The sequence below is a fragment of the Streptomyces sp. NPDC015127 genome (assembly GCF_043080095.1).
Classification (GTDB): Bacteria; Actinomycetota; Actinomycetes; order Streptomycetales; family Streptomycetaceae; genus Streptomyces.
Window position 1 is genome coordinate 1 of sequence record NZ_JBIBVE010000017.1, and the last position, 22426, is coordinate 22426.

At 71.2% G+C, this 22426-nt stretch carries 20 protein-coding genes; 9 read left to right on the forward strand and 11 right to left on the reverse strand.

Going from position 1 to position 22426, the window contains the following annotated elements; genetic code table 11:
• Positions 1 to 106: 106 nt before the first annotated feature.
• The 3 genes from ACF08N_RS29465 to ACF08N_RS29475 all read left to right on the forward strand — a co-directional run bounded on the left by ACF08N_RS29465 (position 107) and on the right by ACF08N_RS29475 (position 3208).
• Positions 107 to 1048, forward strand: coding sequence for an RluA family pseudouridine synthase (locus ACF08N_RS29465; RefSeq protein ID WP_392327756.1), 942 nt, complete (start codon positions 107 to 109; stop codon positions 1046 to 1048).
• Positions 1045 to 1524 carry a GNAT family N-acetyltransferase gene (locus ACF08N_RS29470; protein ID WP_392327757.1) on the forward strand — a complete coding sequence of 160 codons (480 nt, stop codon included), beginning with the start codon at positions 1045 to 1047 and terminating at the stop codon, positions 1522 to 1524. Before ACF08N_RS29465 ends, ACF08N_RS29470 begins: the two co-directional genes overlap by 4 nt.
• Positions 1525 to 1621: 97 nt before the next feature.
• Complete coding sequence (locus tag ACF08N_RS29475; protein WP_392327758.1) at positions 1622 to 3208, forward strand: Na+/H+ antiporter; 1587 nt, start codon at positions 1622 to 1624, stop codon at positions 3206 to 3208.
• Positions 3209 to 3221: 13 nt separating this feature from the next.
• On the opposite strand, the gene ACF08N_RS29480 is transcribed toward ACF08N_RS29475, so the two are convergent.
• Positions 3222 to 3740, reverse strand: coding sequence for an SAM-dependent methyltransferase (locus ACF08N_RS29480; RefSeq protein ID WP_392327759.1), 519 nt, complete (start codon positions 3738 to 3740; stop codon positions 3222 to 3224).
• A gap of 68 nt (positions 3741 to 3808) precedes the next feature.
• A complete protein-coding gene (locus ACF08N_RS29485) occupies positions 3809 to 4939 on the reverse strand; it encodes a mechanosensitive ion channel family protein (protein WP_392327760.1) in 1131 nt (376 codons plus the stop codon).
• A 44-nt stretch (positions 4940 to 4983) separates the two neighbouring features.
• Here ACF08N_RS29485 and ACF08N_RS29490 point away from each other — a divergent pair, with 44 nt between their 5' ends.
• A complete protein-coding gene (locus ACF08N_RS29490; RefSeq protein ID WP_392327761.1) occupies positions 4984 to 5553 on the forward strand; it encodes a dienelactone hydrolase family protein in 570 nt (189 codons plus the stop codon).
• A gap of 60 nt (positions 5554 to 5613) precedes the next feature.
• Here the strand turns inward: ACF08N_RS29490 and ACF08N_RS29495 are convergent, their stop codons facing one another.
• From ACF08N_RS29495 to ACF08N_RS29515, 5 genes are all read right to left on the reverse strand, one after another.
• Positions 5614 to 6630: a zinc metalloprotease gene (locus ACF08N_RS29495; protein WP_392327762.1), complete on the reverse strand. Its 1017-nt coding sequence runs from the start codon at positions 6628 to 6630 to the stop codon at positions 5614 to 5616.
• A 295-nt stretch (positions 6631 to 6925) separates the two neighbouring features.
• On the reverse strand, positions 6926 to 8569 hold the full coding sequence (locus ACF08N_RS29500; RefSeq protein WP_392327763.1) for an alkaline phosphatase D family protein: 1644 nt from the start codon (positions 8567 to 8569) through the stop codon (positions 6926 to 6928).
• A 102-nt stretch (positions 8570 to 8671) separates the two neighbouring features.
• A complete protein-coding gene (locus tag ACF08N_RS29505) occupies positions 8672 to 9487 on the reverse strand; it encodes a DsbA family protein (RefSeq protein ID WP_392327764.1) in 816 nt (271 codons plus the stop codon).
• A gap of 68 nt (positions 9488 to 9555) precedes the next feature.
• On the reverse strand, positions 9556 to 10248 hold the full coding sequence (locus ACF08N_RS29510) for a hypothetical protein (RefSeq protein WP_392327895.1): 693 nt from the start codon (positions 10246 to 10248) through the stop codon (positions 9556 to 9558).
• Between the two features lie 37 nt (positions 10249 to 10285).
• Complete coding sequence (locus ACF08N_RS29515; protein WP_392327765.1) at positions 10286 to 11632, reverse strand: DUF2252 domain-containing protein; 1347 nt, start codon at positions 11630 to 11632, stop codon at positions 10286 to 10288.
• Positions 11633 to 11867: 235 nt separating this feature from the next.
• Here ACF08N_RS29515 and dnaE point away from each other — a divergent pair, with 235 nt between their 5' ends.
• A complete protein-coding gene (gene dnaE / locus ACF08N_RS29520; protein ID WP_392327766.1) occupies positions 11868 to 15407 on the forward strand; it encodes a DNA polymerase III subunit alpha in 3540 nt (1179 codons plus the stop codon).
• A gap of 99 nt (positions 15408 to 15506) precedes the next feature.
• Here dnaE and ACF08N_RS29525 read toward each other — a convergent pair whose 3' ends face one another.
• The gene (locus ACF08N_RS29525; protein ID WP_392327767.1) at positions 15507 to 15677 is read right to left on the reverse strand and encodes a hypothetical protein; all 171 of its coding nucleotides are present in this window, start codon (positions 15675 to 15677) and stop codon (positions 15507 to 15509) included.
• 304 nt (positions 15678 to 15981) lie between these two features.
• On the opposite strand from ACF08N_RS29525, the gene ACF08N_RS29530 reads away from it, so the two are divergent.
• Genes ACF08N_RS29530 through ACF08N_RS29545 form a run of 4 tightly spaced genes read left to right on the forward strand, consistent with a single transcriptional unit; the run spans position 15982 to position 19778 of the window.
• A complete protein-coding gene (locus ACF08N_RS29530) occupies positions 15982 to 17265 on the forward strand; it encodes an NYN domain-containing protein (RefSeq protein WP_392327768.1) in 1284 nt (427 codons plus the stop codon).
• A 20-nt stretch (positions 17266 to 17285) separates the two neighbouring features.
• Positions 17286 to 18260: an ABC transporter ATP-binding protein gene (locus ACF08N_RS29535; RefSeq protein WP_392327896.1), complete on the forward strand. Its 975-nt coding sequence runs from the start codon at positions 17286 to 17288 to the stop codon at positions 18258 to 18260.
• A gap of 2 nt (positions 18261 to 18262) precedes the next feature.
• Positions 18263 to 19075: an ABC transporter permease gene (locus ACF08N_RS29540; RefSeq protein ID WP_392327897.1), complete on the forward strand. Its 813-nt coding sequence runs from the start codon at positions 18263 to 18265 to the stop codon at positions 19073 to 19075.
• Positions 19076 to 19109: 34 nt separating this feature from the next.
• The gene (locus ACF08N_RS29545) at positions 19110 to 19778 is read left to right on the forward strand and encodes an ABC transporter permease (RefSeq protein ID WP_392327769.1); all 669 of its coding nucleotides are present in this window, start codon (positions 19110 to 19112) and stop codon (positions 19776 to 19778) included.
• A gap of 304 nt (positions 19779 to 20082) precedes the next feature.
• Here ACF08N_RS29545 and ybaK read toward each other — a convergent pair whose 3' ends face one another.
• From ybaK to ACF08N_RS29560, 3 genes are read right to left on the reverse strand one after another with little or no spacing between them, the layout of a single operon-like run.
• On the reverse strand, positions 20083 to 20580 hold the full coding sequence (gene ybaK / locus ACF08N_RS29550; protein ID WP_392327770.1) for a Cys-tRNA(Pro) deacylase: 498 nt from the start codon (positions 20578 to 20580) through the stop codon (positions 20083 to 20085).
• Between the two features lie 17 nt (positions 20581 to 20597).
• Positions 20598 to 21338, reverse strand: coding sequence for an LON peptidase substrate-binding domain-containing protein (locus tag ACF08N_RS29555; RefSeq protein ID WP_392327771.1), 741 nt, complete (start codon positions 21336 to 21338; stop codon positions 20598 to 20600).
• A gap of 5 nt (positions 21339 to 21343) precedes the next feature.
• Complete coding sequence (locus tag ACF08N_RS29560) at positions 21344 to 22369, reverse strand: hypothetical protein (RefSeq protein WP_392327772.1); 1026 nt, start codon at positions 22367 to 22369, stop codon at positions 21344 to 21346.
• Positions 22370 to 22426: the final 57 nt, after the last annotated feature.

Here is a 22426-nt window from a genome sequence, read left to right on the forward strand (position 1 = left end):
GGGCATACTCAAAGGCTTGCTCCGCGCCCCGAAAACTGGTGCCAACCCGCGACCATGATCGGGGCTCGCGTACCAGCCTTCGCGTCCCATTAGGCATACTCGACGGGTGAGTACGCTTCCCGAGATCCGCACCCTGCCCGTACCCGACGGCCTGGAGGGCGAGCGCGTCGACGCCGCCATCTCCCGTATGTTCGGGTTCTCCCGTACCAAGGCGGCCGAGCTCGCCGCTGCCGGGAAGGTGCAGGTCGACGGCTCGGTGGTCGGAAAGTCCGAGCGGGTGCGCGGCGGCGCCTGGCTCGAGGTCGAGATGCCCCAGGCGCCCGCGCCGGTGCAGATCGTGGCCGAGCCCGTCGAGGGCATGGAGATCGTGCACGACGACGACGACATCGTCGTGATCGCGAAGCCGGTCGGCGTGGCCGCGCACCCGAGCCCGGGCTGGACCGGGACCACCGTGATCGGCGGGCTCGCCGCGGCGGGCTACCGCATCTCCACCTCGGGCGCCGCCGAGCGACAGGGCATCGTGCACCGGCTCGACGTCGGCACGTCCGGGCTGATGGTGGTCGCCAAGTCCGAGCGGGCGTACACGCTGCTCAAGCAGCAGTTCCGGGACCGTACGGTGGACAAGCGCTACCACGCTCTCGTGCAGGGCCACCCCGACCCGCTGAGCGGCACCATCGACGCGCCGATCGGCCGGCACCCCAGCCTGGACTACAAGTGGGCGGTCACGGCCGAAGGAAAGCCGTCGGTGACGCACTACGACCTGATCGAGGCGTTCCGGGCCGCGTCGCTGCTGGACATCAAGCTGGAGACCGGCCGCACGCACCAGATCCGGGTGCACATGGCGGCGCACCGCCACCCCTGCGTCGGCGACCTGACGTACGGCGCCGACCCCACGATGGCCAAGCGCCTCGGCCTGACCCGGCAGTGGCTGCACGCGGTGCGGCTCGGCTTCGAGCACCCGTCGGACGGGCAGTGGATCGAGTTCGAGAGCAAGTATCCGGACGACCTCCAGCAGGCCCTGGACAAGATCGCCGCGGAGAGCGCGTGAGCGCGTACACCGTGCGGGTCGCGGTCGGGCCGCAGGACCGTGAGGCGTGTTTCGCGGTCCGCAAGGAGGTCTTCGTCGCGGAGCAGCGGGTGCCCGAGGACATCGAGTACGACGCCCACGACGCCGAGGACGCCGCCACCGTGCATGTCCTCGCGGTGCGCGCGGACGGTGTGCCGCTGGGCACCGGGCGGCTGCTGCACGGCGCGGCCGCCGCGGACCGGACCGGCGGAGATCTCACCGTCGGCTCGCTGGGGCGGCTCGCGGTGACCGCGGCCGCACGCGGGCTCGGTGTGGGCGTGGCACTGGTGCGCGCCATCGAGGACGCGGCGCGCGAGCGGGGCCTCGCGGCGGTCGACCTGCACGCGCAGACCCATGCGCTGGGCTTCTACGAGCGGCTCGGATACGAGGCGTACGGCGCCGAGTTCCTGGACGCCGGGATACCGCACCGGTCCATGCGGCGCGCCCTGTCTTCCTGAGTGCACCGGCGGCGGAGGCGTTCACGCGGTTCGGCCGGTTCCCGTGGCAGGGTTGAGATCTTGATCCTCAAGGTTTCCGGCCGGCGGAGGACGCATCGTGGACCAATTGGCGCTGCTGTTCGCCCTGTTGTTCGGCGCCGTGGTGACCGTACCGCTGGGACAGCGGCTCGGGCTGCCCGCGCCGGTCCTGATGACGCTCGCCGGGATCGTGCTGGCGCTGCTGCCCTTCGTGCCGAACGTCGACGTGCCGCCCGAGTTCATCCTTCCGCTGCTGCTGCCGCCGTTGCTGTACGCGGCCGTGCAGCGCACCTCCTGGCGGCAGTTCACCGCCAACGCCCGGCCCATCCTGCTGCTCGCCGTCGCGCTCGTGTTCGTCACGACCGCGGCGGTCGCCGCCGTCGCCCATGCCGTCGTCCCCGGTCTGCCGATCGCCGCGGCGGTCGCGCTCGGCGCGCTGGTCGCGCCTCCCGACCCGGTGGCGGCCACCGCGGTCGCGGGCTCGCTGGGGCTGCCGCGCAGGCTGGTGTCGATCATGGAGGGGGAGGGGCTGTTCAACGACGTCACGGCCATCGTGCTCTACCACGTGGCGATCGCGGCGGCCGTGAGCGGTGAGTTCTCCTGGGGGATCGCCGCGGGGGAACTGGTGCTGTCGGCCGTCGTCGCCGTGGCGGTGGGCCTCGCGCTCGGCTGGCTCTCCAACAAGCTGATGGGGCTGCTCGGTGACCCGACGCTGCAGGTCGGGCTCTCGCTGATGGTGCCGTTCGCGAGCTACGTGCTGGCCGAGGAGCTCATGGGCTCGGGTGTCCTCGCCGTCCTGACCACCGCGCTGTTCCTCGCCGAGCACACGGCGGACGCGGACGACGTGATGGGGCGGCTGGCCGGGAGCACGTTCTGGGGGATCGTCGACACCCTCGTCACCGGCGTCGCCTTCGGGCTCATCGGGCTCGAACTCCACAACGTCTTCGGCACCGCCGACGGGCGGCTGGTACAGCTGCTCGGCTGGAGCGCCGCCGTCGTAGCGGTGGTCGTCGGCGTACGGCTGCTGTGGCTGCTGCCGGCCGCCTGGCTCGCCAAACGCATGCACCACCTGCGCGACTACGACGAGGACGTCCCGACCAGCTGGCAGGAGACCGTCGTCCTGTGGTGGTCGGGGATGCGGGGCGTGGCATCGGTCGCGCTGGCCCTCGCCATTCCGCTGGAGACGGACGACGGCACCGGATTCCCCCTGCGCGACGTGATCATCTTCGTCGCGTTCGCGGTCATCATGGCGACCCTGGTCTGCCAGGGCCTGACCCTGCCGTGGCTGGTACGGCGGCTCGGGGTCCGCGCGGACACCGGCGCCGAGCGTGAGCTGGAGCGCCGCCTCGCCGTCCGGGCGGCGAAGGCCGCGAAGGCACGGCTCAAGGAGATCGAGGCCGACGAGGACCTGCCGGAGGAGGTCAGCGAGCGCCTCCACCGCGGCGCCCTCGACATGGGCGCCCGGATCAGTCCGGACATCGTTGACGACGAGCGGCGGGAATGGTTCTCCAGGCGGGCCGAGCGGATCGCGACGGTGCGGCGCATCCAGCGGGAGATGATGTCGGCCGCGCGCCACGAGGTGCTGTCGGCGCGCAACGAGCCGGGGGCCGACCCGGAGATCGTGGACCGGGTGCTGCGGCACCTGGACGTGCACAGCCTGCGCTGAACCCGCCGCCGCGTCAGACCACGGTGACCTGGACGCCGAGCAGGGCGGAGCGTTCCGTCCGCCCGTTGGAGATCACCGTGGTCGCACCCGGCCAGGTGAGCTTGGGCAGCAGAATGCCCTCCAGCTCACGCGCCCTGGTGGGCTCCGGGGGCTCGTAGAACAGCGACAGCGTTCCGCCCGGGGCCAGCAGGCCGCGCAGCAGGGCCACCTCGCGGTCGGCCGCGGACGTCCAGAAGACGTTGACGTTCACGGCGAAGATCTTGTCGAAGCGGTCGCTGTCGGACGGCAGTTCGGTGAGCGCGAGCTGCCGCACCTCGGCGCGGCCGTCCGTGATGTGCGCGCGGTTGCGCCGGCGGGCCGCGTCGACGGCGTGCGCCGAGCGGTCGATCGCGGTGACGGTGCCGGTGGTCAGCCGCGTCGCGACGAGCCCGAGCGCGACGCCGGGGCCGCAGCCGATCTCCAGTACCCGGTCGCCGGGCTGTACGTCCAGCTGTTCGACGGCCCAGGTGAGGCGCTGCGGCACAGAGGTCACGCGCCCAGGGTAGGGACGGCCCGGCCCCGGGGACAGCCGCCGCGCCCGGCGGCCCGAGAGGGGTGGCGTCAGCCGCGGCCCGTGCGCGGCGCGTTGTCCTCCTGGGCGGGGACGGGGCCGGGCACCGGTGCGGACGAGGGCGCGGGCCACTGGCCCGACGGCGGCAGCGAGGCGGCCGACGTCGCGATGCGCGGCAGCGCGTACGGGTGCTTCTCGCACAGCCAGGCCACCATCTGCTCGCGTACCGTGCACCGCGCGGTCCATATGTCGTCGGCGTCCTTCGCCGTGACCACCGCCCGCACCTCGATCGTGCTGGGGGTGGTGTCCGTGACGGCGAGGCTCCAGTCGCGGCGGTCCCAGGCCGGGCAGTCCTCCAGGATCTCCCCCAGCTTCTCCCGCATCAGCGCCACCGGCGCCGAGTGGTCCAGGTGGAAGAAGATGGTGCCGGTCATCTGTGCGCCGCCGCGGGACCAGTTCTCGAACGGCTTGCTGGTGAAGTACGACACGGGCATCGTGATCCGCCGCTCGTCCCAGGTCCGCACCGCCAGGAAGGTGAGCGTCACCTCCTCGACCACACCCCATTCGCCGTCGACCACCACGGTGTCGCCGATGCGCACCATGTCTCCGAAGGCGATCTGGAATCCGGCGAAGAGGTTGCCGAGCGTCGACTGCGCGGCCACGCCCGCGACGATGCCGATGATGCCCGCGGACGCCAGCATCGAGGCGCCGACCTTCTCCATGCCGGGGAAGGTCAGCAGCATCGCGGCGAACGCCACGACGGCCACGACCGCGGTGACGATGCGCATGATCAGCGTGACCTGTGTGCGCACCCGGCGGACGCGCGCCGGGTCCCGCGTGGACGACGCGTAACGCGCGTACGTCGACTCCACCGCGGCCGAGACGATACGGGTCACCAGCCACGCGCTCGCGCCGATCAGCACCAGGGACAGGACATGCCCGATGCCCGCACTGCGCTCCCGCACCAGCGGCTGGTGGATCTCGCCGTACGTGGCGCGCAGCAGCGCTCCGAGGAGCACGACCTGCAACGGCAGGCGGCAGCGGCGCAGCAGGTCCCACAGCGGTGTCTCCGGGTGGCGGTCGTCCACGCGGCGCAGCAGCCGGTCGACGGCCCAGCCGACGAGCAGCGTCAGCAGCACTGATCCGCCGACGACGGTGAACGGGCGCAGTAGGTTCTCCATGTCTCCTGACTCCGTGAGGCGAAGGCGGCTGGGAGGATGGCCGGATGAACATCATCCTTTTCCATTCGACCTTCGGTCTGCGCGCGGCGGTGCACGCGGCTGCCGACCGGCTGCGTGCCGCCGGGCACGAGGTTCGCGTGCCCGACCTGTTCGACGGGCAAACCGCCGGGAGCGTCGAGGAGGGCATGGAGCTGCGGGAGAGGATCGGCACGGACGAGCTGCTGCGGCGGGCGATCCGCGCTGCCGCGCCCCATTCCGAGCAGGGGCTGGTCTACGCCGGCTTCTCGTTCGGCGGCGCGATCGCGCAGAACCTCGCGCTGGGCGACGAGAAGGCGCGCGGCCTGTTGCTGCTGCACGGCACCTCGGACATCGCGGAGGGGGCGTCGGCGGACGGCCTGCCCGTCCAGCTGCATGTCGCGGACCCCGACCCCTTCGAGCCGGACGACTGGCTGAACACCTGGTACCTGGGGATGCAGCGGGCGGGCGCGGACGTGGAGATCCACCGCTACGCGGGCGCGGGGCACCTGTACACGGACCCCGATCTGCCCGACTACGACGAGGAAGCCGCAGAGCAGACCTGGCGGACCGCCCTGGGCTTCCTCGACACCCTCTGAGGTGACTCACCGTCGGACACGGTGCGGCGAGTGCGCCGCACCGTGCCCGTGCGCGACGAGTCAGCCGGCGCGGTACGCCGTCCAGTGGTCCTTCATGCGCTGCACCTGGCCCGAGGTGAACTGGTACATGCACGCGTCGTACGTGTAGTCCATGAAGTTGTGGATGGGGTCCACGCCGGTCTTGCTGGCGCAGGTGTCACGGCCGGTCGGGCACTGGTACGCGGGGCTCTTCTCGGCGGGGGTGTCCGTCACGTAGTCGCCGTTGCCGTTGCAGCCGCCCTGGAAGGTGTGGTAGAGGCCCATCCAGTGGCCGACCTCGTGGGTGGCGGTGTCGCCCTCGTCGTAGTTGGCGGCGGTGCCGCCGGGCAGCGAGGCGTCGAGCACGACCACACCGTCCATCGACGGGTTGGAGTTGTACGAGGACGGGAAGGTCGCCCAGCCGAGCAGGCCGCCGCTGAGGTTGGCGGTGTAGAAGTTGAGCGCGCCGGCGCCGCCCTGGCGGAGCGTGGACTTCATCTCCTTCTCGGCGGTGGAGCCGGAGGCCAGGTTGTACCAGGACGGGTTGTTGGAGTAGTCGGTGCCGGCCAGCGTGAACTGGAAGCCGGAGTCGACGTTTCCGGTGCCCTGGCCGGCGAAGGCGGAGTTGAGGACGGCCATCTGGCTGCTGATCTGGGCGCTCGTGAGCTTGCCCTTGTCGCCGTCGTGGATGACGTGGAAGTAGACCGGGATGCTCACCGCGGCGGTGGTGGACAGGCCGCGGGCGTTGGTGCGCGCCGCCTCCAGTCTCTTCTTCAGGTCCGCGTCCATGGCCTTCGCCTTGGTCGCGGTGATCTCGTTGGGCTCGTTGACGTGCCCGGCGCCGGGGCGCGTCTCGCGGGCCGCGGCGCTCGCGTGCTCGTGCGTGTCCTCCACGCACTCCTCGGCGGAGGCGGCCGCGGAGTCCGCAGACACCACAGCCTGGGTGGCGGCGACGCTGCCGGGGGCGGAGAGCGGCGCAATGGCCAGGGTTCCGGCCATGATCGCCGTACCGACTGCGCGGTGGCGCAGACGGGGGGATATACGGGCAAGAGCACGCATGACGTCTCCTCGCGGGGGGTTAAAGAGGGGGCCGATCTTGGCCACCGCGGGGAGATTACGGGTGCATGTCAGATGTTGATGAGGATCGATCAAGCCCAATCAATCATGGGGCGATTACGGACATCGTGGAGAAAAGTTTCGGCCCTGTCCGGCACTTGAGATCTGCACGTAACGAAGCAGAGGACGACGACGGGTGGTGTGTCCGCATTCATGGTGCGAAACACGCCACCCGTCGTAGCGATGTGATCTCCCGTTAACAGTTCGGGGAGTGGCTGAAAAACGCCCCTCGTTTCCGCTAGCGCACCGGCTGGTTCACGCGCTCGACCTTCTGCGTTCCGCTCACGGTGCGGTAGGAGCGCGACCAGGCGGACGTTGCGTCCCGGTTCGTCCGGTCCGAGATGGTGTAGTAGTCCATCTGCGTCCGCTCGGCGGTCACGTCCAGGACCCCGTAGCCGTGCGCGTCCATGTCCACCCACTTCACATGGCGGTTGGCGGCGCGGATCGCGCCCTGCGCGACCAGGGAGACCGTGCCCGGCGCGACATGGAGGATGTCGTCGAGGTTGTCGGACGTCACCGACGTCACCACGAACTCGGTCGCGGCGGACGCGGACAGCGGATACGTGGCGGCCTTCACCGGCACGTCGTTGGCCCAGGCCATATGGATGTCGCCGGTGAGGAACACGGTGTTCTCGATCCCGCGCTGCGTCAGATGGGCCAGCAGCTCCTTGCGGTCGTCCGTGTACCCGTCCCACTGATCGACGTTGACCGCCAGACCCTCCTGCGGCAGCCCCAGCAACTCGGCGAGCGGACCCAGCAGATGCGCGGGCAGCGAGCCGAAGGCGACCGGCGAGATCATCACCGAGGTGCCGACCAGCTGCCATGAGGCGTCGGACGACGCGAGGCCCGCCTTCAGCCAGTCCAGCTGCGCCCGGCCGGTGAGCGTGCGGTCCGGGTCGTCGACATCGCCATTGCCTATGCCGGACTGCTGTGACCGGAACGAGCGCAGGTCCAGCAGGTGCAGATCGGCCAGCCTGCCGAAGCGCAACCTGCGGTACACGGTGCCCTCGGTGGACGCGCGCACCGGCATCCATTCGAAGTAGGCCTGCTTGGCCGCCGCCACACGCGCCGCCCACGCGCCCTCGGTGCCCGGCGTGTGGTTCTCCGCACCGCCCGACCAGGTGTCGTTGGCGAACTCGTGGTCGTCCCATATCGCGATCACCGGGTGCGCGGCGTGCAGCGCCTGCAGATCGGTGTCCGTCTTGTAGGTGGCGTGCCTCAGGCGGTAGTCGGCGAGGCCGGTGATCTCGTGTCTCGGCTCGTGCGGCCGTACGACGTTCTCCTCGGCCGGGTAGCCGCCCGTGGCGTACTCGTAGATGTAGTCGCCGAGATGCAGGACCGCGTCGAGGTCCGCGCGGGCGGCGAGATGGCGGTACGCGGAGAACCAGCCGGCCTCCCAGTTGGCGCAGGAGACCACGCCGAAGCGCACACCGGCCGCGGCGGCGCCGGCGGCCGGAGCGGTCCGGGTGCGGCCGGCCGGCGAGACCGCGGAACCGGCCGTGAACCGGAACCAGTACGTGGTCGCCGGCCGCAGACCCCGGACGTCCGCCTTGACGGTGTGGTCCGACCCGGCGCGGGACGTGGCGCTGCCGCGGGCGACGACCCGCCCGAAGTCCCTGTCCTCCGCGACCTCCCAGTCCACCTGGGTGTCCGCGCCCCTGCCGGAGCCGGGCACGGCGTCCGCGCTCGGCGTGACCCGCGTCCACAGCAGGACGCCGTCGGGGAGCGGGTCGCCCGACGCGACGCCGTGGAGGAAGGAGGGGGTCTGGTCCGCCGCGGTGGCGGGAGTTCCGGCCGCGAGAACGGGTGCGGCGACAGCGGTGGCGGCAGCGGCCTTGACGACCGTGCGGCGACTGGGAGTTGAAGAGATTCGACTGGTCACGGCCGATCAGACTACTGATCGGTAAGCCGAACGGGCGGACGAATACGGAAAGTTCGCCCGCCCGTTCGGAAACGGTCAACCGCGGCCCCGCCGCAGGTGTGTTCAGCCCTTGAGTGCCTTGTCGATCGCCGTGGTGAACTGCTCCACCGTCATGGGCGCGGTGTCGCTGCCCTCGGCGGTGATCTTCTTGCCGTCCATCATCAGGGTCGGCGTGCCGCCCACCCCGCTCGCGTCGAACGCCTTCGACATCTTCATCGCCCAGGCGTCGAAGGTCCCGTCCTCGACGTTCTTCTCGAACTCGCTGTTGTTCTTCAGGGCGGGCACCGAGTCGGCGATCTCGAGCAGGTACGCGTCCTTGGCGAACTTGTCGTCGCTCTCCTCGGGGTGGAACTTCGCCGAGTAGAGCGCCGACTTGTAGGCCATGAAGGCGTCGGGGCTCACGTTCAGCGCGGCGCCCAGCGCGCTCAGCGCGTTCTTGGAGCCCTCGCCGTTGTCGGCGTTGTCGATGAACGTGGCGCCGACGTACTTGATCTTGTACTTTCCGGCCTCGACGTCCTTCTCGACCGTCGGGCCCACGGCCTGCTCGAACACCGCGCAGACCGGGCAGCGGGAGTCCTCGTACAGCTCCAGCGTCTTCTTCGCGTCCGGCTTGCCGATGACGACGGTCGTGCCGTCCTTGCCCTCGGTGTTCTTCGGCGCGGTGACGCTGCTCTGGTCGGCGACCGCCTCCCAGTGGGACGGCTTGTTGGCCTGCATGATGCCGAAGCCGACACCGCCGGCGATCGCCAGGACCAGCACGCCGGTTCCGGCGACGATCAGCTGACGGCGCAGCTTGTCCTTCTTGGCCTGGCGCTCGCGCTCCAGACGCAGCCGCTCACGGGCCGCCGCCTTGCTGGCCTGGTTGTTGCGCTTGCTCATGATCATTCACTCCATGGGGACAGGGGTACAGAGGGGGACTTCCGGCCGGGCGCGCTGAGAGCGCGGTTTCACGCGCAGAGCGCGACCGGACGCGGGGGTCCCCTCCGTCCCACGGAGTGCACCAGCAGACGCGCACGGGAGAAGCGGGGCTCGCGGTGCTCCCGGCGGCCCGTCGTGCGCGGAGCACCCTCGGTGCCGCACAGCGCGGCGACCGCGAGCAGCAGCGGGCGGAAGGCGAACGTCCCCACCGAGCGCAGCAGGGAGGCAAGAGCCGCCTCGCCCCGTCGCAGCCAGGCCGCGGCGAGCAGCCCCACCGAGACATGCGCGGCGAGCAGCAGCCAGGGCACGGCGGGATCCGGCGAGTCCAGCAGGGCGCCGAGGTTGCCGGTCTCCGCGCCCGCCGTGACGCCCGGCAGTCGCGCGCCGACGCTGCCGCCGCACAGCACGTCCAGGCCGACCGAGCGCAGCGACCCGGTGACCGGTCCGCCGGCGGCTCCGTAGCACGCGTGCTGGCCCATGGTGAAGACCGTGTCGGCGGCCAGCTCCAGCGGGATCAGCAGGCCGGCGATCCGCCCGAAGCCGCGCTCCTCGCCCGACAGCGCGTAGGCGACGGCGAAGACGGCGGCGGTGAGCACCGCGACGGTGGTCAGCGGCAACGGGGCCCGCGAGAGCAGGACATGCGAAGCGGCGGACAGCGTCACGACCAGTGCCGTGAAGACCGCCGCCCGCAGCGCCCTGAGCCGCATACCCGAGACGTCCATCGCCGGTGAGTGTGCCACGCCTTCCTGTAAGGGATCCCTAAAGAACCCGCAGGCCAGGGATCCTGCCGTTGCGGAACAGGTCCACGAAGATCTGGTGGTCCGCCCGTGCCCGGGCGCCGTAGCCGTGGGCGAAGTCGACCAGCAGGTCGCCGAAGCCGTCCTCGTCCGCCGCGATCGCCGCGTCGATGGCGCGCTCGGTGGAGAACGGCACCAGCGAGTGCCCGCTCTCGTCGTCCGCCGCCGCGTGCATCGTCGCCGTCGCCCGGCCGAGGTCGGCGACGACGGCGGCGATCTCGGCCGGGTCGTCGATGTCCGACCAGTCCAGGTCCACCGCGTACGGAGAGACCTCGGCGACCAGCTGGCCCGTCCGGCGTCCTCCCTCTTCGATCTCCGTCCAGCCCAGCCACGGGTCGGCGTGGTCCTGCAGCGCGCGCTGCGAGATCACCGTGCGGTGGCCCTCGTGCTGGAAGTAGTCGCGGATGGCCGGGTCGGTGATGTGCCGGGAGACGGCCGGGGTCTGCGCCTGCTTCATGTAGATCACGACATCGTTCTCCAGGGCGTCGCTGGTGCCCTCCAGGAGGATGTTGTACGAGGGAAGGCCCGCCGAGCCGATACCGATGCCGCGCCGGCCCACCACGTCCTTGACCCGGTAGGAGTCCGGGCGGGTCAGGCTCGACTCCGGCAGCGTCTCCAGATAGCCGTCGAAGGCGGCGAGCACCTTGTACCGCGTGGCCGCGTCCAGCTCGATCGAGCCGCCGCCCGAGGCGAACCGGCGCTCGAAGTCGCGGATCTCCGTCATCGAGTCCAGCAGCGAGAACCGGGTGAGCGAGCGCGCCATGCGCAGCGCGCCGAGCAGGGGCCCTTCGGCGGTGTCGAGAGTGAAGGGCGGCACCTCGTCGTACTTCGCGCCGGTCGCCAGCGCGTGGATGCGCTCGCGGTAGGCGGCGGCGCAGATCCGCACGAGATCGGTGATCTGCTCGTCGCTGAGCGCCTTGGTGTAGCCGATCAGGGCGAGCGAGGCGGCCAGGCGCTTGACGTCCCAGGTGAAGGGGCCGACATAGGCCTCGTCGAAGTCGTTGACGTTGAAGATCAGGCGGCCGTTGGCGTCCATGTAGGTGCCGAAGTTCTCCGCGTGGAGGTCGCCGTGGATCCACACCCGGCCGGTGCGCTCGTCCAGGAACGGACCGCCGTGTCGCTCCTGCTCCAGGTCGCTGTAGAACAGGCACGCCGTGCCCCGGTAGAACGCGAAGGCGGAGGCCGCCATCTTGCGGAACTTGACCCGGAAGGCCGCCGGGTCGGCGGCCAGGAGCTCGCCGAAAGCGGTGTCGAAAACGGCGAGGATCTCCTCGCCGCGCTGCTCGGCGGTGGGCTGCGGGACCGGCATCGCGGGGTGCCTCCTGGTGCATGGCGAAGGGGGTGGCGTTTCCGCCGGGTCCAACGTGCGACGGCGCGCAGGAGTGCCCGCCCGCCGCTCACCCTGCGGCCCTGTCTCGTCGAGGGGCTCCGCCCCGCGTTTCCCACCGGGTGTCAGTCCCGCGACGTAGACTTCCACGCTGTCCCCCAGAGTGGGGGCCCGGGGGCTCGCCCCCCGGAAGACAGCAGCCCGGAGGCCCTCCGCCGTGACCAAGCCGCCCTTCACGCACCTTCACGTCCACACCCAGTACTCGCTGCTGGACGGTGCCGCGCGGCTCAAGGACATGTTCGACGCGTGCAACGAGATGGGCATGACCCATATCGCCATGTCCGACCACGGCAACCTCCACGGCGCGTACGACTTCTTCCACACCGCGAAGAAGGCCGGGGTCACCCCGATCATCGGTATCGAGGCCTATGTCGCCCCCGAGTCCCGGCGGAACAAGCGCAAGATCCTCTGGGGCCAGCCGCACCAGAAGCGGGACGACGTCTCCGGTTCCGGTGGCTACACCCACAAGACGATCTGGGCGGCGAACGCGACGGGCCTGCACAACCTCTTCCGCCTCTCCTCCGACGCCTACGCCGAGGGCTGGCTGCAGAAGTGGCCGCGGATGGACAAGGAGACCATCTCCCAGTGGTCCGAGGGGCTGATCGCCTCCACCGGCTGCCCCTCCGGAGAGCTCCAGACCCGGCTGCGCCTCGGCCAGTTCGACGAGGCGCTGAAGTCCGCCTCCGAGTACCAGGACATCTTCGGCAAGGACCGGTACTTCCTGGAGCTGATGGACCACGGCATCGAGATCGAGCGCCGGGTCCGCGACGGACTGCTGGAGATCGGCAAGAAGCTCGGCATCCCGCCGCTGGTCACCAACGACTCGCACTACACGTACGCCCACGAGGCCGGCGCCCATGACGCGCTGCTGTGCATCCAGACCGGCAAGAACCTCTCCGATCCCGACCGCTTCAAGTTCGACGGCACCGGCTACTACCTGAAGTCGACCGACGAGATGTACGCGATCGACTCCTCGGACGCCTGGCAGGAGGGCTGCCGCAACACCCTCCTGGTGGCCGAGCAGGTCGACACCGCCGGCATGTTCGAGAAGCGCGACCTCATGCCGAAGTTCGACATCCCCGAGGGCCACACCGAGGTCACGTGGTTCAAGGAGGAAGTCCAGCGCGGCATGCACCGCCGCTTCCCCGGCGGCATCCCGGAGGACCGCCAGAAGCAGGCCGAGTACGAGATGGACGTCATCATCCAGATGGGGTTCCCCGGGTACTTCCTCGTCGTCGCCGACTTCATCATGTGGGCCAAGAACCAGGGCATCGCGGTGGGCCCGGGCCGAGGCTCCGCGGCCGGTTCGATCGTCGCGTACGCCATGGGCATCACCGACCTCGACCCCATCCCGCACGGCCTGATCTTCGAGCGCTTCCTCAACCCCGAGCGCGTCTCCATGCCCGATGTCGACATCGACTTCGACGAGCGCAGGCGCGTCGAGGTGATCAGGTACGTGACCGAGAAGTACGGCGCCGACAAGGTCGCCATGATCGGCACGTACGGCAAGATCAAGGCGAAGAACGCGATCAAGGACTCCGCCCGCGTGCTGGGCTACCCGTACGCGATGGGCGACCGGCTCACCAAGGCCATGCCCGCCGACGTCCTCGGCAAGGGCATCGACCTCAACGGCATCACCGACCCCTCGCACCCCCGCTACAGCGAGGCCGGCGAGATCCGCGGGATGTACGAGAACGAGCCGGACGTGAAGAAGGTCATCGACACCGCCAAGGGCGTCGAGGGCCTGGTCCGGCAGATGGGCGTGCACGCCGCCGGCGTGATCATGTCGAGCGAGACCATCACCGAACACGTCCCCGTGTGGGTCAGGCACACCGACGGCGTCACCATCACGCAGTGGGACTACCCGAGCTGCGAGTCGCTCGGCCTGCTGAAGATGGACTTCCTCGGCCTGCGCAACCTGACGATCATGGACGACGCCGTCAAGATGGTGAAGTCCAACAAGGGCATCGACCTCGAGCTGCTCTCCCTGCCGCTCGACGACCCGAAGACCTTCGAACTGCTCCAGCGCGGCGAGACCCTCGGCGTCTTCCAGTTCGACGGCGGCCCCATGCGGTCCCTGCTGCGGCTGATGAAGCCGGACAACTTCGAAGACATCTCCGCCGTGTCCGCGCTCTACCGCCCGGGCCCGATGGGCATGAACTCGCACACGAACTACGCCCTGCGGAAGAACGGCCAGCAGGAGATCACGCCGATCCACAAGGAGCTGGAGGAGCCGCTCAAGGAGGTCCTGGACGTCACCTACGGCCTGATCGTCTACCAGGAGCAGGTCCAGAAGGCCGCCCAGATCATCGCCGGGTACTCGCTCGGCGAGGCCGACATCCTCCGCCGCGTCATGGGCAAGAAGAAGCCCGACGAACTGGCGAAGAACTTCGTCCTCTTCCAGGAGGGCGCGCGCCAGAAGGGCTTCAGCGACGAGGCCATCCAGGCCCTGTGGGACGTGCTGGTCCCCTTCGCCGGATACGCCTTCAACAAGGCCCACTCCGCCGCGTACGGACTCGTCTCCTACTGGACGGCGTACCTCAAGGCCAACCACCCCGCCGAGTACATGGCGGCGCTGCTCACCTCGGTCAAGGACGACAAGGACAAGTCGGCCGTCTACCTGAACGAGTGCCGGCGCATGGGCATCAAGGTCCTCCCGCCCAACGTCAACGAGTCCATGTCGAACTTCGCCGCCCAGGGCGACGACGTGATCCTGTTCGGCCTCACCGCCGTGCGCAACGTCGGCGCCAACGTGGTGGAGTCGATCATCAAGACCCGCAAGGCCAAGGGGAAGTACAGCTCCTTCCCCGACTTCCTCGACAAGGTCGAGGCCGTCGTCTGCAACAAGCGCACCATCGAGTCGCTCATCAAGGCCGGCGCCTTCGACACGATGGGCCACACCCGCAAGGGCCTGGTCGCCCACCACGAGCCGATGATCGACAACGTGGTCGCGGTCAAGCGCAAGGAGGCCGAGGGGCAGTTCGACCTCTTCGGCGGCATGGGCGAGGAGGAGAGCAGCGAGCCCGGCTTCGGCCTCGACGTCGAGTTCTCCGACGTCGAGTGGGAGAAGTCCTACCTCCTCGCGCAGGAACGCGAGATGCTCGGCCTGTACGTCTCCGACCACCCGCTGTTCGGCATCGAGCACGTCCTGTCCGACAAGACGGACGCGGCCATCTCCCAGCTGACGGGCGGCGAGCACGCGGACGGCGCGGTCGTCACCATCGGCGGCATCATCTCCGGCCTGCAGCGCAAGATGACCAAGCAGGGCAACGCCTGGGCGATCGCCACCGTCGAGGACCTCGCCGGCTCCATCGAGTGCATGTTCTTCCCGGCGACGTACCAGCTCGTGTCCACCCAGCTCGTCGAGGACACCGTCGTCTTCGTCAAGGGGCGGCTCGACAAGCGCGAGGACGTGCCGCGGCTCGTCGCCATGGAGCTGATGGTCCCCGACCTGTCGTCGGCCGGGACCAACGCGCCGGTCGTGGTGACCATCGCGACCGTCAAGGTCACCCCGCCCATGGTCAGCCGCCTCGGCGAGATCCTCAGCCACCACAAGGGCAACACCGAGGTGCGCATCAAGCTCCAGGGCCCGCGCAAGACCACGGTGCTCCGGCTCGACCGGCACCGGGTCCAGCCCGATCCGGCCCTGTTCGGGGACCTGAAGGTGCTGCTCGGCCCGTCCTGCCTGGCCGGCTGAGCCGCCGGGCGCCCTGAAGGGCGCGCGGGGCGCTGCGAAGCGCGTGCAGAAGGGGCGCGCCCGTCGTCACGGGCGCGCCCCTTCTGCTGATCACGTCTGTCAGTTGTGGCCGAAGCGCTTCTGCCGGCCCTTGTGGGCCACATCGGACGGCGTCACGTGCGCCGCGCGCTGCTCGGCCTGCGCCTCTATGGACGTCTTGGTGGCCTCCTGGCGGCCGCGCTCCGCCGGCGAGGACTTCTGACTGCGTTCCCGGTTCTTGTTCTTGGCCATGGTGGATGCCTCCTGTGGGGTTTAGGGGCCAGGGCCGCTGTCAGATTCACATAGCCGAATAACCCGCGCATTTTGGATCATTGCGGACCGTAATCGCCCGTCGGAGGCCAGGACTCGATCGATCCGCCACGCCGATGATCGAGTTCCGGCCGTCAACGCTGCGGCAGTCGGGCAGACTCGAAGGAAACCCGGAACAATCCCCGATCCGGACCTTTCCCGACCTCCGAGTTCCCCATGACCACCGGAAATCCGGTGATCGCGGAAGGGCTCCCGGGAACGTCGCCGAAAGAGTCCCCGAAAGAGGGTGGAACGCGTGGACCGCTGCGTCGTCCTGGTGGACGCCGGATATCTGCTGGGCGCCGCCGCGAGCCTTCTCGCGGGAGAACCGGCGCGCTCGCGGATCACCGTCGACCATTCCGCCCTCATCCAGGGCCTGCGCGACCTGGCCGAGGCCGACACCGAACGCCCGCTCCTGCGCATCTACTGGTTCGACGGCGCCCCGGACCGCGTCCCCCAGCCCGAGCACCGCAGGCTGCGCGTGATGCCGCGCGTCACCGTCCGGCTGGGCGCCCTGACCCGCAGCGACGGCCGCTGGGCCCAGAAGGGCGTCGACGCGGCCATGCACGCCGAACTCACCGAACTGGCCAGGAACCGCGCCTGCTCCGACGTGGTGCTCGTCACCGGCGACGGCGACCTGCTGCCCGGCCTGATGTCCGCGAAGGAACACGGCGTCGCCGTCCACCTGTGGGCCGTCCAGGCCGCCGACGGCGACTACAACCAGTCCGAGGACCTGGTCGCCGAGGCCGACGAACGCCGCGTGCTCGACCGGGTCTGGATCACCCGCGCCGTACGGGCCAAGGACCTCGGCGGCATCTGCGCCCCACCGCCCGCGCCCCGCCCCGAGATCGCCGCCATCCTGTCCGCGCCGCTGCCCGAGTCGGCGCTCGCCGCCTCCGCCGAGCGCGCGGCCGAGGCAGCCGCGCGCAACGGCACCCCGGCCGCGCCCGCCGACTCCGGCACCGACACCGCCCCGGCCCCGGCCCCCGCCAAGGGCGTGCCCACGCCCAAGGACCTCGCCGCACTGCGCGCCCCCGGCCAGCACCCCGCGCCCGCCCCCACGAACGCGACCCTGCGCTGGTCCTCCGACAAGGGCTGGATCGACCGGTCCGGCCAGGGAGCCCTCGGCGAACCGCCGGAGAGCGCGTCCCTGCCCACCCTCGCCCAGCTCACCAGCGCCGAACAGCGCTGGGCCGACCGCGAGGAGGACATCACCACCGTCGGCGGGGACCCCTTCGAAGTGGGCCAGGTCTTCGCGCGTCGCTGGATGGCACGGCTGCCGGAGGCGGGCCACGTGCAGAATCTGTCCAGCATGTATCCGCGGATTCCGCACCGTATCGACGGCGAACTGCTGCGTTACGCGGCCCGTTTCGGACTTCTCGCCCACAAGGACGACCAGATCGACGAGCACGACCGCTATGCGATCCGGGCCGGATTCTGGCGCGAGATCGACGTGAGGACGGCCGCCGAGCACGCTCCGACGGGGGAGCAGTCGGGGCCCGAGGGCATTCGGGGCGGCCGGACCCCGTAGTCTCGTACCTCGTGAGTACGGTGTGCGTGGTGCGGGATCTGGTCAAGACGTACCCCGCCGCGCGCGGCAGGAGGGGCACGCCCGGGACACCCGAGGTGCGGGCCACCGACGGGATCAGCCTCGAAGTCCGGCGCGGCGAGATCTTCGGCCTGCTCGGACCCAACGGCGCCGGCAAGTCCACCCTCGTGCGCCAGCTCACCGGGCTCATGCGCCCCGACTCCGGCAGCGTCGAACTCCTCGGCCACGACCTGGTGCGCCACCCCGAGCGGGCGGCCCGGCTCGTCGGCTACCTCGGCCAGGAGTCCACTGCCCTCGACGAACTGACCGTCGCCCTCGCCGCCGAGACCACCGGGCGGCTGCGCGGGCTGACCGTACGGCAGGCCCGCGACGAACGGGACGCCGTCCTGGACGAGCTCGGACTCACCGCCCTCGCCACGCGCCCCCTCAAGAAGCTGTCCGGCGGCCAGCGGCGGCTCGCCTGCTTCGCCGCGACCCTCGTCGGCGAGCGGCCGGTCCTCGTGTTGGACGAGCCGACGACCGGCATGGACCCCGTCGCCCGGCGCGCCGTGTGGGCGGCGGTCGACCGCCGCCGCGCCGAGCGCGGCGCGACCGTGCTCCTCGTCACCCACAACGTCATCGAGGCCGAAACCGTCCTCGACCGCGTCGCCGTCCTCGACCGCGGACGCGTCATCGCCTGCGACACGCCCTCCGGCCTGAAGGAGAGGGTCGCGGGCGAGGTCCGCGTCGAACTGGTGTGGCGCGACCGGGCGCCGCTCGACGTGCCCGAGGTCGCCGCGCTCAGCGGTGTCGCGCAGGAGTCCGGCCGCCGGTGGGTGCTGCGGCTCGCGCCGGAGGAGGCGCGGGCCGCGGTCGCCGCGGTGACGGGCGGCGCGGCGTTCGCGGCGCTCGACGACTTCACGCTGGCCACCCCGAGTCTGGAGGACGTGTACTTGGCACTCGGCGGGAACGCGACGAAGGGGCTGGTCAAGGCGTGAGCATCATCTCCGCCGCAGCGGCGAGGACGGTGCGCGGGGCCGTCCCCGTCACCGAGGAGGCCGCACCGCTCGCGCCACGGGCGCGACTGCTGCCGGCGCTCGCCGCCGTGTACCGCGCGCAGCTGTCCCGGGCGAGGGTCGCCCGGATCCCGCTGCTGTTCGTGGCGACCTTCCAGTCCGTCGGGATCATGGTCCTGATGCGCGGGGTCGTCGACGGCGGCACGGAGGCCCGCGCGGTCGTCGCGGGCGCGAGCGTGCTCGTCGTCGCCTTCGTCGCCCTGAACCTGCTCGCGCAGTACTTCGGGCAGCTGCGCGCCGGTGGCGGCCTCGACCACTACGCCACGCTGCCGGTGCCGCCCGCGGCCGTGGTGCTCGGGGCAGCGGGGGCGTACGCCTCCTTCACCGTGCCCGGCACCGTGGTGACGGCGGTCGCGGGCAGCGTGCTCTTCCAGCTGCCGCTGACGCACCTGTGGGTGCTCGCCGCGGTGATCCCCTTGTCCGGCGCGGCACTGGCCGGGCTGGGCGCGGCCCTCGGGCTGCTCGCGCCGCGCCAGGAGCTGGCCACGCTGCTCGGTCAGCTGGGCATGTCGGCGGCGCTGCTGCTCGGGGTGCTCCCTGCGGACCGGCTGCCGGGACCGATCTCGTACGCGCGCGACCTGCTGCCCTCCACGTACGGGGTCGAGGCCCTCGCCCGTACCTTCGACGCGCGACCCGACTGGGTGGCCGTCGGCATCGACCTGGCCGTCTGCGCGGTCGTCGGCGTGGTGTCCCTGGCGGTGGCGACGTGGGCGTACCGGCGGGCGGCAGTCCGGTGAGGCGTCACTCGGGCGGGCCTGGCACGATGGCGGTGTGACCGCACCGCTGACTCCTCCCCACCGGCCGAACCAGCCCTCCGGCGACAACCCCTGGCAGTCGCCGCCCTCCGGCCCTGTCCCCGCGGGTGCGACCTGGACGGGCGACGGGCCGTACCGGAAGGACGGCGCGCAGCGGGACGAGCTGATCAAGGACCTCAGGGACGGCGTCGTGGTGCTGGTGGCCGTGACGGTGCTCGGTATCGCGCTCGGGCTGCTGTGGCTGTGGCTGGCGCCGCGCGTGCCGCTGGTCTCCAACGAGACCGGGGTCTTCCTCAAGGACACCGAGGGGGAGGAGGCCATCGGCGCGGACGGAACGTTTGTGCTGCTGGCCGCCGGGCTGGGCGCGCTGAGCGCGGCGGCCGTCTTCCTGTTCCGCCGCCGCGGCGGCATCGTCCTGGTGCTGGCCCTCGCGCTCGGCGGACTGCTGGCGTCGCTGCTCGGCTGGGGCGTGGGCGTCTGGTTCGGCCCGACGCGGGACGTGGTGGAGCATGCGCGCCAGGTGGGCGAGGGGGTGACGTTCGACGCGTATCTGGAACTGGGCGCGAAGAACGCGCTGCTGGCGTGGCCGTTGGCGGCGATGGCGGTTCACCTGGGGCTGACCGCGCTGTTCGGGCCGCGGGACCCGGAGCCGGAGTGGGAGCCGCACGGCCCCTGGCAGCAGTGACCTCCCTCACCCCGCCCCTTCCCTGAACTGGGGCTCAGCCCCGGACCCCGTACCGCGCTTCCCGCGGTTTCCTCAGTCACCGGACGGGCTGCAATGCAGCCCCGCTGGGGGCACTCCCCCTACGCCTGGCGGCGTGGGAGGTACCCCCACCCACGGCCGTCAGGCCGTAGGGGGAGATTGAGGCGCGGGGGTCCGGGGGCGGAGCCCCCGGTTCGGGGAAGAGGCGGGCCGGGGAACTGCCCCGCGCAGCGCCGACGCCACGGCTCCCGGCCGCAAGGCGCGCCCGGCGCGAGGGCCCCGGCCGCTACGCCCGGCCGATGGGGGCCAGGGTGGCCGAGGTCAGGGTGGCCAGGGACGCCGGGGAGAGTTCCACCTCCAGGCCGCGGCGGCCCGCCGAGATGCAGATCGTCTCGTGGGACGACGCCGACGCGTCCAGCACCGTCGGGAGGCGCTTGCGCTGGCCCAGCGGCGAGATGCCGCCGCGCACGTAGCCCGTCGTGCGTTCCGCCGCCGCCGGGTCCGCCATCGTCGCGCGCTTGCCGCCCACCGCCGCCGCGAGTGCCTTCAGGTCGAGCTGGCCCGCGACCGGGACCACCGCCACCGTCAGAGTGCCGTCCACGTCCGCGACGAGGGTCTTGAAGACGCGGTCGGGCGAGACGCCGAGCGCCTCCGCCGCCTCCTCGCCGTACGACGGCGACGCCGGGTCGTGGTCGTACGCGTGGAGCGTGAAGGGCGTGCCCGCGGCCGTCAGGGCCACCGTCGCCGGCGTGCCTCCCGACTGCTTCTTCTGCTTCTTCGCCACCTGGGTGGTCCCTCCCGTCAGTTGGGGCTCGTCGGCTGCCGGGTGAGGTCCACCATCGGCAGCGACGGGAGATGGCGCAGCACCGCCGTCTCCGTCCGCAGCAGCTTCAGCTCCTCGCGCAGCCGCGTCGCCGTGTCGGGGGCCTGCAGCAGCCGCTGCTTCGCGGGGGTGTCCAGCACCGCCGCCGCGGCGACCAGGTACGACACCACCGAGGGCTCGTCCGGCAGCTCCGCGCCGGTCGACAGCGTCCGTTCGCGCGCACCCGCCAGCCGCTGCTGGTAGCTGCGGAAGGCCCGCAGCACGCCCTCCGCGAGAGCGCCCGCGCCGTCGCCCGGCTCCTCCGGGAGCTCCTCCAGCTCCGCGGTCAGGAACGGGCCGCTCGCGTCCACCGACAGCAGCTTCACCCGGGTCGTGCCGGTTGCCAGGACCTCGAAGCTGCCGTCGGTCCGCTCCCGGATCGTCGCCGCGTCCGCGATGCAGCCCACCCGGTGGAACGACTGGATCGGGTCGGGCCCGAAACCGGCCGCGGGCCCGCGCTCGACGACCGCGGTCGGGTCCGGCATGCCGGGCGCGGTCGGCGCGACCTCCCGCCCGTCCCGGATCGCGACGACGGCGAAGCGCCTCGGCTCCTCCTCGTCCGTCTTCAGCAGTTCGCGCATCATGGCGCGATAACGCTCCTCGAAGACGTTCAGGGGAAGCACGAGCCCAGGGAACAGCACCGAGTTCAGCGGGAAGAGGGGCAGGCGAGCGGTCGTCACAGCGGTCAAGAGTAATGGGCGCGCGATCGGCCGCCGCGCCCGCGCAGCGGCATCGTGGACGCGACCTCGATCCGCACCCCGTCCCGCGCCCGCAGGAACTGCCCCAGCGGATCGTCCGTCACCGACGTCCAGGGGAAGGACGTGGCGTACGGGCCGATGAGCCGGAACTGCGCCAGCGCGTCCGTCCACCGCCCCCGCGACACCAGGACGTACGCGAGCAGATTGCGTACCTCGGCGGGCCAGGGATCCCCTGCCGCGTAGTCACCGGACAGCGAGATCGCCAGATCCGCCGCCGTGTCGATCCGGTCGTCCTGCACCGACGTCGTCGGCTCGCCGGCCAGCAGCTGGGCGAACGCCGCCCGGACCGGCAGCGCCTGGACCAGGGAACCGGGCAGCGCGTCGGCCGCCGCCTTCTCCGCGAAGTCGAAGCACTCGCGGTGTGAGCCGTACCACTGGGCGGACAGGTACTTCAGCGCCGCCACATGGCAGCCGTAGTGGTGCGACGACCGGCGGATGGCCCGCTCCCACAGGGACTCGAACGCCGTGTGCGTCGCGTGCGTCCCGCGGGCGTGGTCCAGGGCGATGCGCCACGGCACCGGGTCGCTCGGCTCGGCGTCCGCCGCCGCGTCGATCAGCGGGCCGACCTCGCGCAGCCGCTCGGCGCGGGCCGGTGACTCCCACGCCCGCGCGACCGCGAGCTGCGCCTTCACGAGTAGGGCGTCGGCGTCGCGGGGCGAGGCGCCCAGCCAGCTGCCGAGCCATTCGTCCCGGTTGCGGGCGAAGGCCGCGAGCCGCGACACGTACCGGTCGCGGTTCTCCCATTCGGCTGATTCCCGTGTGGTCGCCAGCAGTTTCGCGGCTCCCTCGTACTCGCCCTCGGCGGCCGCGACGAGCGCGGGACCGAGCCGCTCGTCGGGGGCGTCGAGCAGTACCGCGTTGTCGGGCACGAGGCCGTCGGACAACCGGGGCGTATGACGGATCATGCGCGCGGTACGGGTCAGGGCGCGAAGGAATGACATGGTGCGGACCATTGAAAACCGCAGGTGAACGCCGCGCCAGAGGCCACCTGTGAATCTTTGGTAGCGGCG